The organism is Vulcanithermus mediatlanticus (assembly GCF_055385885.1).
Genome location: NZ_AP042385.1, coordinates 1145942 through 1159624, shown reverse-complemented (window position 1 = coordinate 1159624; position 13683 = coordinate 1145942). Strand labels below are relative to the sequence as shown.

12 protein-coding genes and 1 rRNA gene are annotated in these 13683 nt (G+C 63.9%); 5 read left to right on the top strand and 8 right to left on the bottom strand.

The annotated features are described in order from the left end of the window. From obgE to rplU, 3 genes are read right to left on the bottom strand one after another with little or no spacing between them, the layout of a single operon-like run. Positions 1–1254, bottom strand: coding sequence for a GTPase ObgE (gene obgE / locus ACZ5BT_RS06895; RefSeq protein WP_464883872.1), 1254 nt, complete (start codon positions 1252–1254; stop codon positions 1–3). A gap of 28 nt (positions 1255–1282) precedes the next feature. Further along, positions 1283–1540, bottom strand: a complete 258-nt coding sequence (rpmA, locus tag ACZ5BT_RS06890; protein ID WP_464883871.1) for a 50S ribosomal protein L27 — start codon at positions 1538–1540, stop codon at positions 1283–1285. Between the two features lie 3 nt (positions 1541–1543). Continuing rightward, complete coding sequence (gene rplU / locus ACZ5BT_RS06885; RefSeq protein WP_464883870.1) at positions 1544–1849, bottom strand: 50S ribosomal protein L21; 306 nt, start codon at positions 1847–1849, stop codon at positions 1544–1546. A 170-nt stretch (positions 1850–2019) separates the two neighbouring features. Between rplU and ACZ5BT_RS06880 the strand changes: the two genes are divergently transcribed. From ACZ5BT_RS06880 to ACZ5BT_RS06860, 5 genes are all read left to right on the top strand, one after another. After that, a complete protein-coding gene (locus ACZ5BT_RS06880; RefSeq protein WP_464883869.1) occupies positions 2020–3405 on the top strand; it encodes a hypothetical protein in 1386 nt (461 codons plus the stop codon). Between the two features lie 164 nt (positions 3406–3569). Next, positions 3570–5081, top strand: a 16S ribosomal RNA gene (locus tag ACZ5BT_RS06875). An 84-nt stretch (positions 5082–5165) separates the two neighbouring features. Then, positions 5166–5636 (top strand): NUDIX hydrolase, encoded by a 471-nt coding sequence (locus ACZ5BT_RS06870; protein WP_464883868.1) that lies wholly within the window; start codon positions 5166–5168, stop codon positions 5634–5636. Beyond that, on the top strand, positions 5600–6928 hold the full coding sequence (locus ACZ5BT_RS06865) for a nicotinate phosphoribosyltransferase (protein WP_464883867.1): 1329 nt from the start codon (positions 5600–5602) through the stop codon (positions 6926–6928). Before ACZ5BT_RS06870 ends, ACZ5BT_RS06865 begins: the two co-directional genes overlap by 37 nt. A 120-nt stretch (positions 6929–7048) precedes the next feature. Continuing rightward, positions 7049–8857 (top strand): aldehyde ferredoxin oxidoreductase family protein, encoded by a 1809-nt coding sequence (locus tag ACZ5BT_RS06860; protein WP_464883866.1) that lies wholly within the window; start codon positions 7049–7051, stop codon positions 8855–8857. A 41-nt stretch (positions 8858–8898) separates the two neighbouring features. Here the strand turns inward: ACZ5BT_RS06860 and ACZ5BT_RS06855 are convergent, their stop codons facing one another. The 5 genes from ACZ5BT_RS06855 to ACZ5BT_RS06835 all read right to left on the bottom strand — a co-directional run bounded on the left by ACZ5BT_RS06855 (position 8899) and on the right by ACZ5BT_RS06835 (position 13668). After that, complete coding sequence (locus ACZ5BT_RS06855; RefSeq protein WP_464883865.1) at positions 8899–10710, bottom strand: S9 family peptidase; 1812 nt, start codon at positions 10708–10710, stop codon at positions 8899–8901. An 87-nt stretch (positions 10711–10797) separates the two neighbouring features. After that, on the bottom strand, positions 10798–11238 hold the full coding sequence (locus ACZ5BT_RS06850) for a PaaI family thioesterase (protein WP_464883864.1): 441 nt from the start codon (positions 11236–11238) through the stop codon (positions 10798–10800). A 113-nt stretch (positions 11239–11351) separates the two neighbouring features. Beyond that, entirely contained in the window at positions 11352–12170 is an 819-nt protein-coding gene (locus ACZ5BT_RS06845) for a hypothetical protein (protein ID WP_464883863.1), read from the bottom strand. 30 nt (positions 12171–12200) lie between these two features. Next, positions 12201–12497, bottom strand: coding sequence for a cysteine peptidase family C39 domain-containing protein (locus tag ACZ5BT_RS06840; protein ID WP_464885788.1), 297 nt, complete (start codon positions 12495–12497; stop codon positions 12201–12203). A 32-nt stretch (positions 12498–12529) separates the two neighbouring features. Further along, a protein-coding gene (locus tag ACZ5BT_RS06835; RefSeq protein WP_464883862.1) for an IS3 family transposase occupies positions 12530–13668 on the bottom strand; the annotation gives its coding sequence in 2 pieces (ribosomal slippage) (positions 12530–13434 and positions 13434–13668; 1140 coding nt in all). Positions 13669–13683: the final 15 nt, after the last annotated feature.

Below are 13683 nucleotides of genomic sequence, written 5' to 3'. Positions count from 1 at the left end.
CTAGAGATCGGGGACGTATTCGAATTCCAGCCCCGCCACCCGCACCGTGTCCCCGGCCCGCACCCCGGCGCGCTTGAGCGCCGCCTCCAGGCCCAGACGCTTGAATCGGGTCTGCAGGTATTCCATGGCCTCGAGCAGGTCACCCCGAATCCGCGACACCGCCTGCTCGATCTCGGGGGATTCGACCTCGAACACCCCCTCCTCGACCTGCCGGACCCGCAGGCCCGCCTGGACCCTTTCTCGCCGTTTGGGCGTCACCGGACGGATCTTCGGCGCTTTTTCGAGCAGCGCGAAGAGCGTCTGGGCGAGCGCGTCAAGGCCGGCACCGGTTTTTGCCGAAATCGGGAGCACCGGCCACCCGAAACGCGCCAGGTCATCGACCAGGCGATCGACCTCGGGGGCCTCGAGGAGGTCCACCTTGTTCAGGGCCACGAGCGCCGGCCGCCGCCGGAGGTCTGGATCGTAGGCTTCAACCTCGCGTTGCAGCGTTTCAAGCACCTCAGCCGGGGCCTCGGTGGCGTCGAGGGTGTAGAGGAGCAAGCGGGTCCGTGCGATGTGGCGCAAAAAATCAAGCCCGAGCCCGCGGCCCTCGTGGGCGCCCTCGATGATCCCGGGAATATCGGCCATCGTGAGACGGCGGAGACCGTCCTCGCTGAGCAAAACCCCGAGGTTCGGCACCAGAGTGGTGAAGGGGTAGTCGGCGACCTTGGGCTGGGCACGGGTCATCGCCGCCAGCAGGCTCGACTTGCCTGCATTGGGGTAGCCGACGAGCCCGACGTCGGCGAGGGACAAGAGCTCAAGAACGAGCCGCCGCACTTCGCCGGGCAGGCCCGCCTCGGCGAAACGCGGCGACTGGCGGGTCGGCGTGGCGAAGGCGGCGTTGCCCCGCCCGCCCTCGCCGCCCCGGGCCACCCGGACCGACTGACCCGCCTCCACGAGATCGGCGATGATCTCGCCGGTCTCGGCATCGTAGACCCGGGTGCCTAGGGGAACCTCGATCCACAGGTCCTCGCCGGCACGCCCGGCACGTCCCCCACCCTCGCCATGGCCGCCGGAGGGCGCTTTATAACGGCGCCGAGAGATCTTGGCCAGCGAGCCAACCTGATCGCTCGCGCGTAGGTAGACGTCGCCCCCCCGACCGCCGTCACCGCCGTCCGGCCCGCCCTTAGGGATGTACTTTTCCCGAAAAAAGCTCACCGCCCCGTCGCCACCGCGACCGGCGATGACCTCAATTTCTATCTTGTCGCGAAACATTCCAGGCGCCGGAGCGGCCCCGCCCCCGTCAGGACAGCGGCTTGACGTTCACGTAGCGCCCAAGCCGCCCCTTGTTACGAAACTCGACGACCCCGTCAACCAGGGCGAAGAGGGTGAAATCGCGGCCCATGCCCACGTTCCTGCCGGGCTTGAACTTGGTGCCCCGCTGACGCACCAAGATGTTGCCGGCACGCACCACCTGGCCATCGAAACGCTTGACGCCGAGCCGCTTGGAAATCGAATCGCGGCCGTTCTTGGTCGAACCCAGACCTTTTTTGTGTGCCATGGCTTACCCCCGGATCTCCTTCACAACCAGCTCGGTGTACGGCTGCCGGTGACCCTTCTTACGGTGGTAGTTGATCTTGGCCTTGAACTTTTCCACCAAGATTTTTTTGCCCTTGCCGTGAGCAACCACCTCGGCGATCACCTTGGCATCTTCCACCTTGGGAAAGCCCACCTTCACGTCGTCGCCGGCCACCAACAGCGGGGTGAACTCGACTTCAGCCCCGACCTCGTAGTTGAGTTTCTCCACGCGGAGGCGCTGCCCCTCCTCCACGCGGTATTGCTTGCCTCCGGTCTCGATGATCGCAAACATGCCATGACCTCCTGGGGCCAGTGCCCCCAGCAAATACCCACTATATCCACTCCCCGCCAAAGCTTCAAGGCGCCATGCGGGCAGGGTGTCATAATAAGGCATCCGCGCCCTACCAGGCGATGCCCCCTTTGGCGAGCGCCCATTCCCCCCTCGGGCGCGAGGAGGTCACCATGAAAAAGCTGGCACCCCGGATCATCCAGGCTGCACTGGCGATCCTCGCAAGTGCGCTTCCCGCCCTCGGCCAGGAGACCTGGAGCGCCCTCTACGGCGGCGACGGGGGCGAGGAAATGGAGGGCCTCGCCATAACCCGGGCCGGCAACGTCGTCATCGCCGGCTCCACCGATTCGTTCCGGGACGAAAACGGCGATGCCTGGATCATAGAGCTCGGCCCGTCGGGAAAACCGGTGTGGGCAAAGACCTACGGCGGTCCGGGGAACGAATACGCCATCGACATCAAAACCCTTCCCCAGGGCGGCTTCATCGTTGCCGGCTGGACCGAGTCCTTCGGCCAGGGTCAGGCCGATGTCTGGGTCATGCGACTTGACGCAGAAGGTGACGTCGTTTGGGCCAACGCCTACGGCGGTCCCGGCATCGACCAGGCGTGGGCCATCGCCCCCACACGCGACGGTGGGTTCGTCGTTGCCGCGGGAACCACCTCTTTCGGCGCCGGCGAGAGCGACCTTTGGCTCTTCAAGCTCGACGGGCAGGGCTCGATCGTGTGGCAAAAAACGCTCGGCGGTCCCAAAGACGATGGCGGCGGAGGAAGCTACGGCGAGCTCGTGGTGCGGGTCCTCGAGGACACCCAGGGCAACTACGTCGTCGCCAGCGAAACTTACTCCTTCGGCGCCGGCGAGAGCGACGTGTGGGTGATCAAACTTGACCCCCAAGGGTCGCTCCTGTGGCAACACGCTTACGGCGGTCAAGGAGAGGACTCGCTCTGGTCGTTTGCCGAAACCAAAGACGGTGGCTACCTGCTGCCGGGGGTTTCATCTTCATTCAATGCCGATGGCGACGGCGATATTTGGGTCGTGAAGATCGACGGCAACGGCGAAGTCGTTTGGGAATACACTTACGGCATCCCTGGCATGTGGGACGAAGCGCTGAGCGTGACTGCAACCCCAGATGGCGGGGCCCTGGTCGGTGGGTACGTCGAGGAGGGCGATCGGGACTGGGACTGGCTCCTCTTGCGACTCGCCGCCGACGGCCGGCCGCTCTGGCAGCGCCGGTATGAATACGGCTGGGACTGGCCCAACGCCCTGTCCCCCCTGGCTGGGGGCGGCTTCGTCGTGGCCGGCGTCGCCTGGGCCAAAGACCGGGGTGAGGCCGAGGACCTCTGGGTGATGCGCCTCGACCGCCTGGGCAGGGCCGGATCCGGATGTGGCATCGAAAGCGCGATTTCCCCGCGCCGATCAGTGACACGCGCAACCGTCACCCCGACCCGAGCTATCCCGCGGGAAACACGCGTGCAACCCCTTAAAATCAGCCCGATCGTTGAACGCCAAGCGATCCGAAGGCGCGTTCTCTGCGGGAGCGAAACGGCGCTCAAAACCAGGTAGCCCTCGAAAAGTCGGCCCCTTTTTCTCACCGTGTTGACAAGCCCCACCGCCGGTGCTAACCTATCCGTTGCTGCGGGCAGCAGTCCGCGCGATCCTTGAAAAGCGGGAAAGCAGGCAAAAGCCTCAACTCGAACACAAACCCTCATCGCGAGGGAAGTTCCTCTGATCTGGAGAGTTTGATCCTGGCTCAGGGTGAACGCTGGCAGCGTGCCTAAGACATGCAAGTCGTGCGAGGGATGGTCGTAACTTCGGTTGCCTCCATCCCTAGCGGCGAACGGGTGAGTAACACGTGGGTGACCTGCCCGGAAGTGGGGGACAACCCGGGGAAACTCGGGCTAATCCCCCATGTGGACCCATCCCCTGGGATGTGTCTAAAGCCCTCGGGCGCTTCCGGATGGGCCCGCGCCCCATCAGGTCGTTGGTAGGGTAACGGCCTACCAAGCCGACGACGGGTAGCCGGTCTGAGAGGATGGCCGGCCACAGGGGCACTGAGACACGGGCCCCACTCCTACGGGAGGCAGCAGTTAGGAATCTTCCGCAATGGGCGAAAGCCTGACGGAGCGACGCTGCTTGCGGGAAGAAGCCCCTCGGGGTGTAAACCGCTGAACGGGGGACGACCTCCGACGGTACCCCGCTAATAGCACCGGCTAACTCCGTGCCAGCAGCCGCGGTAATACGGAGGGTGCAAGCGTTACCCGGATTCACTGGGCGTAAAGGGCGCGTAGGCGGTAAGGCAAGTCCGGTGTTAAAGCCCACGGCTCAACCGTGGATCAGCATCGGATACTGCCTCACTCGACGGCCGAAGAGGGGAGCGGAATTCCCGGAGTAGCGGTGAAATGCGTAGATACCGGGAAGAACGCCAATGGCGAAGGCAGCTCCCTGGTCGGCCCGTGACGCTGAGGCGCGAAAGCGTGGGGAGCAAACCGGATTAGATACCCGGGTAGTCCACGCCCTAAACGTTGGGTGCTGGGTGTCGGGCCCCGGCTCGGCGCCGTAGCTAACGCGTTAAGCACCCCGCCTGGGAAGTACGGCCGCAAGGCTGAAACTCAAAGGAATTGACGGGGGCCCGCACAAGCGGTGGAGCGTGTGGTTTAATTCGAAGCAACGCGAAGAACCTTACCAGGCCTTGACATGCCGGGAACCTCCTGGAAACAGGAGGGTGCCCCTCGGGGAACCCGGACACAGGTGCTGCATGGCCGTCGTCAGCTCGTGTCGTGAGATGTTGGGTTAAGTCCCGCAACGAGCGCAACCCTCGCCCTTAGTTGCTAACGGATCAGCCGAGCACTCTAAGGGGACTGCCCGCGAAAGCGGGAGGAAGGCGGGGATGACGTCTGGTCAGCATGGCCCTCACGGCCTGGGCTACACACGCGCTACAATGGGCAGGACAACGCGTCGCAACCCGGCAACGGGAAGCTAATCGCTTAAACCTGCCCCCAGTTCGGATTGGGGTCTGCAACTCGACCCCATGAAGCCGGAATCGCTAGTAATCGCGGATCAGCTACGCCGCGGTGAATACGTTCCCGGGCCTTGTACACACCGCCCGTCACGCCATGGGAGTGGGCCCCACCTGAAGTCGCCGGGAGCCCCAAAGGCAGGCGCCTAGGGTGGAGCTCACGACTGGGGCGAAGTCGTAACAAGGTAGCTGTACCGGAAGGTGCGGCTGGATCACCTCCTTTCTAAGGAGCTCGAAGCCTGCTTTCCCGCTTTTTGAGGAACCGAGGGCGCCCCAGGGCGCCCTATTTTTCTTTCTGGGGCCAGCGATGAAGGTGCTCAAAAAGCGCGTCGTATCTGCCGGAGGCGTCGTGATCAGGGGGTGCAAAAACCCCAGGGTCCTGCTCATTTCCACGCGCAATGGCCGGATCTGGGCTTTACCCAAAGGTCGCGTCGAACACGGCGAACGTCACCGCGAAGCTGCCGTCCGTGAGGTCGAGGAAGAAACGGGCGTGCGGGCCCGAATCGTCAGGGATCTGGGCTACGTTCGCTATTACTTCACCGTCCACGAAGAGGTCGGGCAAATTCGCATCTCAAAAACCGTGCACTACTACCTGATGCGCTTCCTGGGCGGCGGGTTGACGCCTCAACTCGAGGAAGTCGACGACGCCAGGTGGGTGAGCGTGCAACGTGCGCTGAAGATGCTGGCGTATGATAACGAGCGAACGGTCCTCGAGCGGGCCCTCAACCACTGGAGGGAAAGATGTCGCAAGCGCTCCTCACCGACCTCTACGAGCTAACCATGGCCTATTCCTACTTCAAGCGGGGAATGAACAGCCCCGCGACCTTCGATCTGTTCGTGCGCCCCCCGGTTCCCAACCGTCGTTTTCTGGTCTTTTCCGGGCTGGAGTCAGCTCTCTCCTATCTGGAAAATCTTCATTTTGACGATGATGACCTGGCCTACCTCGACACCCTCGGGCTCTTTGACCGGGAATTTCTCGACTACCTGAGCCGTTTTCGTTTCCAGGGCGAGGTCTGGTCGGTGTCCGAGGGCGAGATCGTCTTTCCCGGCGAACCGCTGATGACGGTCCAGGCCCCTCGGATCGAGGCCCAAATCGTCGAAACCTTCCTCCTCAATACGGTCAACTACGAAACGCTCATCGCTTCCAAAGCGGCGAGGGTCCTCCTGGCCGCCGGAAAAGAGGCCAGTGTGGTCGATTTTAGCCCCAGGCGCGATCACGGTGCCGACGCCGCGATCAAGGCGGCCCGGGCTTCGTACCTGGCTGGCTTCGATGGAACCTCCAACGTGCTCGCCGGAAAACTCTATGGCATCCCGGTGGTGGGCACGATGGCCCATTCGTACGTGATGAGCTTCCCAGACGAAGGCTCGGCCTTCCGTGCATTCGCCGAAGATCACCCCCGCCCCATCTTGCTGATCGACACCTACGACCTGATGCGGGGACTCGAGAACGCCATCGCAGTCGCCAAGGATCTCAAGGCCAAAGGGCGTAGCTTAATCGGCGTTCGCATCGACTCTGGCGACCTGGCCGAGGCCACCCGTATGGTCCGCCAGCGGCTCGACGCTGCGGGGCTCCCCGAGGTCAAGATCTTTATCTCCGGCGACCTCGACGAGTACCGGATCCAGGCCTTCAAGGCCCAAGGGGGTGTCGCCTGGGGCTACGGCGTGGGGACCCGGCTCGGCACCTCCTACGATTTGCCCGCCCTGGGCGGGGTCTACAAACTGGTGGAGGACGACGCCGGCCCCCGGATCAAAAAGAGCCCGGGGAAGCACACCCTTCCCGGCAAAAAACAGGTCTGGCGCCTCGAGGACGGCGGCCAGCCTTCGGACCGGATCACCTTGCGAGAGGAAACCGGCGAAGGGCGAGCGCTCCTGCACCAGGTGATGAGGCAGGGTCGGCGAATCGTTCCCCCGCCCGACCTCAAAAAACTCCGGGAAGCGACGCGCGAGCGGATTTTCTCGCTCCCCGAAGCGCTGAAAGACCTCAATCCGGTCGAGAACCCCGCCTACCCGGTCACGGTCTCCCCCAGTCTTCTGTCGTTGCAAAACGAAGCCTTTCTGGAAAACTCCTGAATCCACACCCCTCCGCCGTATTGCATGGCTGTGCAGAACGGCCTTGCGGGCCATTCGTCCCGGGAGTAGCATGGCCCCAAAGGCGCTTATCGAAAACCAGCCTGGTTAGGAGGGGAAAGCATGCTTGGTGGTTACGCCCACAAGTTGGCAAAGATCGACCTCACCAACAAAACCGTCAGTTATGAGGCCCCCCGGGAGGAAGACCTGAAAAAGTACATCGGCGGACGCGGGCTCGGGGTGAAGTACGTTTTCGACAACGGCCCCTCGGTCGACCCGCTCTCTCCGGAAAATCTCATCGCCGTCATGAACGGACCGCTCTCGGGCACGCTGGCCAAGATGAGCGGACGCCTGGCGGTGGTGACCAAAAGCCCACTCACCGGCACCGTTGCTGATTCCCACATGGGCGGCTGGACCGCAGCCAAGCTCAAGTGGGCCGGATTCGACGGGCTTCTCATCAAAGGGGCCGCCAAAGAACCCGTTTACCTTCTGGTCAAAGACGGCGAGGTCAGCATTGAGGACGCCTCGGACCTTTGGGGCAAGACCACCCACGAGGTCCACGAGATTCTCCGAAAGCGCCACGGCGAAGAGGCCGACGTCATGGCCATCGGCCCTGCGGGCGAGAACCTGGTTCGCTTTGCCAACTGGATCAACAACGACGAACGCGCCGCCGGTCGAAACGGGACCGGGGCGGTGGCCGGCTCGAAAAAGCTGAAGGCCATCGTGATCATCGGCGATAAGGACAAAATCCCGAAGCCTGTTGACAAGGACGCCTGGCGCGAGGCCGACCAGCGTGCCCTCGCGGGAATCGTCGACGAAAAGAACGTTACCGCCCCGAAAAAGGGCGGGCTGAGCCTTTACGGAACCAACGTGCTCATGAACATCACCAACGCCATCGGCGCCCTCCCCGCTTACAACGCCCAGCACACCCAGTTCGCTGAAGCGGAGAAGATCTCCGGCGAATACGTCCGCGAGCACATCCTGGAAAAAGACAACACCTGCCACGCCTGCCCGGTGGCCTGCAAGAAGATGGTCCGCATTCAGGTCAACGGTAAGGAAATCGTCTTCGAATCCTACGAGTACGAATCGGCCTGGGGGCTCGGTGCGCACGTCGGCAACGGCGACACCCACTGGGTGGGCTACGCCATTTACCTGGCCAACGCCTACGGTATGGATACCATCGAGCTCGGTAACGTGCTGGCGGTGCTGGCCGAGGCCACCGAGAAGGGGTACGTGGCCGATCACGAGGGGCTTTCGTGGGGCGACAAGATGCGCCAGGCAGAGCTCATCAAAAAGATCGCGCTCAGGGAAGGCTTCTACGATCAACTCGCCGCCGGCGCGGCCGGCTTTGCCGAGGCGCTCGGCCACCCCGAACTGGCCATGAGCGTCAAGGGCCAGGCCATTCCCGCGTACGACCCCCGCGGCCTCAAAGGCATGGGCATCGCCTATGCCACCAGCAACCGCGGGGCCTGCCACCTCCGGGCCTACACCCCGGCCTCCGAGTTGCTCGGGGTGCCTGAAAAGACCGATCCCCTCGAGTGGCGCGGCAAGGGAAAGATGACGAAACTCTTCCAGGACCTTTCCGGCTTCACCGATTCGCTGGACGTGTGCAAGTTCAGCCAGTTCGCCGAGGGGCCCGAAGAATTCGCCGAGCAGTTCTCGGCCTACACCGGCATGGAGGTCACAGCTGAGGACATCCTGAAGATTGGCGAGCGGATTTATAACCTCGAGCGCTACTACAACAACCTGGCCGGATGGGGTGAGGGTTCGGACTACCTGCCCGAACGTTTCCTCAAAGAGCCCTCCGACATGGGCGGCTCGAAAGGTCACGTCACCGAGCTGCAGGAAATGCTCGAGGAATACTACGCCGAGCGCGGGTGGAAAAACGGCGTGGTGCCGGAGGAAAAGCTCAAAGAACTCGAAATCATCTAAACCCAGGCGAGAAAGCGAGGGCGGGGCGCTGCCCCGCCCTTTCAGCGATCGAACGCGATCTCGAAAAAGTCCGCCAGGCGCTTATAGAGTACCCGGCGGTTTTCCTTTTTGACGATGCCGTGGCCCTCGTCCTCAAAAATCAGGAGCTCGTAGGGAATGCCGTGCGCCTCCAGACGCTCCCGGACCGCGGCGACATTCTCCGGGGTGACGTTGGGGTCGAGCGCCCCCTGGACGATGAGGAGTTTGCCTTCGATGCGGTCCACGTAGTGAATCGGCGAGCGTTCCCGGTAGCGCTCGGGCACCTCTTCGGGGCTGCCCCCGAGCATTTCCTCGGAGTAGGGCCGGAGGTCGGGGCGGGTGGTGTAGTAATCGACCACCAGATCGGTCATGCCGCAGATCGGTGCCGCGGCAGCCACCAGGGCCCTCGGGGCGTGGGTGATCTGCCACCAGCTCGAGTAGCCGCCGTACGAGGTTCCGGTCACCCCCACCTTGTAAGGCTCGGCGATGCCCGCCTCAATCAAAGCCTCGATGCCGGTTCGGATATCCTCCTGCTCCATCCCGCCCCAGCCGGTCTCCTTGATCTTTTCCTGGAAGGACAGGCCGTAACCGGTGGAGCCACGATAGTTCGGTAAAAAGACGTTAAAACCGCGGGCCAGGTAATACTGCACCTCGGGGTTGACCCGCTCCGAGGCGTGGGCGGTGGGCCCGCCGTGAATCAGCACGATCGTCCCTTTGGAACGGCGGGGGGATCGGTAAACAAACCCGTGCACCCTGAGCCCGTCCGTGCTCCGCCACTCGAAGGGCTCGGCCGGCACCAATTCGCTGGGGCGCAGTGGAGTGAAGTCGCCGAGACCGGTGAGGCTTTGGAACGTCTCCGGGTCGGGCTGGCCGAGATCGAGGAGAACGATGTCGGCCGGGTGAACCGAGCTCGAAAACACCCCCACCCAGCCCTCGTCGGTACGGCCCAGTAAAGAGAGGTTGCCGTAGGGTGGGCGCACCGAAAATTGCCGGCCGCTCGGGACATCGATGACGAGCGGGTAGTTTCGGGCATCTTCAACGACCAGGGCCTGCATAAATTCGGTGGCCGCGAGGCGCGAGAGGTGCTCGAGGTTGAGGGCGGGGTCGTCCACGAGCGTGCGCGTCTTGCCGGAAAGCGCCTTGATGCCCAACCTCCGGTACCCCTCGGCCTCGGCCAAAAACGCAACTTGGCCGGTGCGAGTCCAGGTGGCCCAGACTTTGCTTTCGGGGCCGGCATTCAAAAATTCGCGGTCTTCGCTGCCCTCCGCGTCGACCAGCCAGACCTGCCGCCCTGCGGGATGGAAGTCGGCGCGGAAATAGAGCAGGTAACGACCGTCTGGGGAGAGCTCGGGCCAGCCGCTCCCCGGCTTCGGCGGCCTGGCAAGTGGGAAGTACTCGCCGGTGGCCAGATCTTTCCGCCAAATCCAGGTGGGCTCGATCGTCTCCTTGCGAATAAAGTCGTAGTTGGCCCCGAAGAAGAGCCAGGGGCGCTCGGGGTGCAGATCTCCCCCGCGCACGAAATAAGGCGGGTGGGGCTCGGTGAGGGGGCGAAGCTCATCGTCAAAAGGCCGGGCGTAAAGGCCGGCCCGCTCGTCGCCGGGATCGGCCTCAAAGACCACGCCGCGTTCATGGGGCAGAAAAGAGACGAAGAAGTTTTTCGTCGGACCTTGCGTCAACCTTCGCCGCTCGCCGCCGACCGGCCGCGCCCAGAGGTTCGGCACCTCGTCGACCCCGTTCCACACCCAAACCAGCCAGCCGCCCTTCGGGCTGAGTTCGGCCTGGTAGAGCTGGGGAAGGTCGAGGAGAATGTCCAGGAGTTCTTCCGGATCGCGCATGGGATCATCCTAATTCGGTCGGCTCGAAGGAAGGAAAAACCGCTCACATCGTGGTCTTTCACCGGCCTCGAGGCCCCACGCGTCACCTCAGGCGTAGCCGATCTCTTCATCGAGGGGGATGTGGCTCGGCATGAAGGTGCCGCTGCCGCGGCCGATGACCCGCCCGTTGGCAGCGAAAAGTTCTCCCTCGGCAACCAAAAGCCGCCTCGAGGCGTGAACCACGCGTCCCACTGCTTTGATCTCTCCGCCGGAAACTGGCCTCAAAAAATGAATATTGAAAGTGACCGTAAGAACAAAGACGTCCGTCACCAGGGACTGCGCGGCAAAAAACGTCGCGTCATCGAGCGCTTTGAAGTAGACCGCGCCGTGTGCGGCGCCTGCGGCGTGAAAAAAGTCCGGCTTAACGGCGATGGTTAAGGTGGCCCGCCCTTCCTCCACATGAAGTTGCGGCTCGAAGAAGCGGTTGATGGGGGCCCTGGCGTACACGCGCTCGAGTTTTCGGTAATGGTCTTGCACGGGCATGGGCATCTCCTTATTCCTGAGCATACGGAATGCTGCCCGGCCAGGGACCAAGCACCCTGCCGCCCTTTGAGCGTACGCTTTCAACATGCTCCGACCGGTGCTCCCGCGACCGGCCGCGATTACGGCGCCGCCTCGAGCACCACCTCCCGCACCCGGTAGCCCAGGGAAAGCCCCGCCGTGACCACGCCCGCACGTTCGCTCGCGCTCAAGGTCAAACTCAGCTCGCGTTTCCCCTCCGCGTCCAGGGCATAGCTGGCGGTAAAGCTCGCCGAGAGCGTGGCCGGAGCAGCGAAGGCGATGGGCTGGGAAAGCGCGGCATCGAGGGCGTAGCTCACCCGGTCGTTGGCCACGAACCCGGCCCCCAGGGAAAAACCAAGCGTCGTGGGGTAGGGCGGCAGGAAGCCGTGTTCGTACGCCAGCGCCCCCGAAAGCACCACCGGGTCCCGGATCCAGCTCGCCGAGAGGGAGGCGCGCGTCGCCCAGGGGTAGGCCAGGGAGAGGAAGAACCCGGGGTCGAGGGGGCTTTCCGGTGCCAGCCGGTAGCTCAGGCTGGCCCGGGAGACAAGCCGCCCCTCGCTCTGCTCCAGGTCGATCGCTTCGTCGGTGGCGTAGCGGCGCTTCGTCTGGGTGCGCGTGTAGGTGTAGCCAAGCCCCAGGCCCAGCGAGAGGCGCTTATTCAGGGCGTAGCTTGCAGCGAGCTGGGGGGTGAGGCTGTGGGTGGCGTAAGTCTCCTGGTAGGGGCCTTTGGCCTCGTCCACCCCGAGCAGACTGCCCCCGCCGGGGACGTAGGCGAGCGAAAGGTCGAAGGAAAAGCGGCCTGGGGTGGTCTCCGGGCGCTTCAGGGGGTCCACCGGCTGGGGAAGCCCCTGGGCCTGGGCGGCAAACCACAGGGTCAGCAAGACGGCAGCAAGCCAGGAAATCCCGTGTCCCCGTTTCATCGTTCCCTCGTCCTTCCTTTCGTGTCCTCCTTAGGGCAGCCGCGCCCGCAGGCGGCGCAGCCGGGCAAGCTCGGCCTCGGCCCAAGCGAGCTCCCCGGCCTGGAGCGCCTTGGCCTTCTTGAGCTGGGCCCGGGTCTTGGGGATCGCCAGCAGGATCACCCCGGAAAAACCCTTCTCCGTCACCAGGGCCTCTAAGGGCACAATCCGCCGGCCCCAGGAAGGGTCGGCGAGGAGAAGCTTTGGCCTTCCACCAGCGGGGTCGTCAACCAGTCCGGCAACCACCACAAAGTGGAGCTGGGGCCTCGTCACGTGGGCCACCACGGGCAGGCCGCCCCGTGCGAAGTAGTTGTACTGCCCCCCTATTTTTGGACCACTTTCCGCCCGATTTCGGTCAGTCCCCCGCCCCCCTTTAAGAATTTCTCCGCGAACGCCTCCGGCGTCAGATACCCCAGGGCCGAATGCGGCCGCCTGCGGTTGTAAACATCCAGAACAAACGACTCAATGGAGGCCCGGGCCTCGGCGAGCGATCCGTACTCCCTGAGGTCCACCCATTCCTCCTTTACGGTGCGGATCAGCCTTTCCACGTGTCCGTTCTCCCACGCCCGGCCGACCCCCGCGTAGCTCAGGGCCACCCCGAGTTCGAGCAGCCGCGCCACGTACCGCCGGGACGTGCAGGGCACCCCCTGGTCCGAATGGTGAATCTCCGGCCTGCCTCCTTCCAGGGCCATGTCCAAAGCGGAAAGGGTCAGGTGTTCGGTGATCCTGGGCCCGAGGGCGAACCCCACCACCCTCCGGGTCAAAAGGTCCATGACCAGCGCCAGGTAAGCAAAGCCCTCGCCCGTGCGCACGTAGCTCAGGTCGGCCACCCACACCTGGTTTGGGCGGGTGAGGCGAAACCCCTTCAGCCGGTTGGGAATCCCGGCTTCCCCCAGGCTCAGGGTGGTCCTTGGCTTTGCAACCTGCCTGGGAACCAGCAGACCCTCCTGGCGCATCAGAGAGCGCACCTTCTTGTCGCCCACCGAAAACCCCTCTCCCCGGAGCAGGACCCCGAGCCGGCGGTACCCGTACCGGGGCCAGGCCCGGGCCAAGGCTTTAAGGCGCTCCCGTAAGGGCTCATCCTCCCTGGCCTTGGGGCGGTAATACAGGCTGCTCCGGGGAACGTCCAGGACCCGGGCCAAAAGGCGCAGGGGGTAGCTACCCCTGAGGGCGTTCACCAGACCCCGCCTTTCCTTTGCCGGTAGATGCTGGAGGCTTTTTTTAAGACCTCCAGCTCCAGGGCCATCTGCCCGACCAGCCGCTCAAGCTCGTGGATACGGGCCTCTTGTTCTTTACAGGTCGAGCCGAAGACCAGGTGGGCATCGTCCAGGAACTTCCTCTGCCATCGGTAGTAGACGGACTCCGAGACCCCGTATGTCCGGCAGGCGTCCGTCACCGTCCGCTGGCCGGTGAGCACCTCAAGGACGATCCTGGCTTTCTCCTTTGCCGTCCATTTGCCCATGTTCGCTCCCCCGCA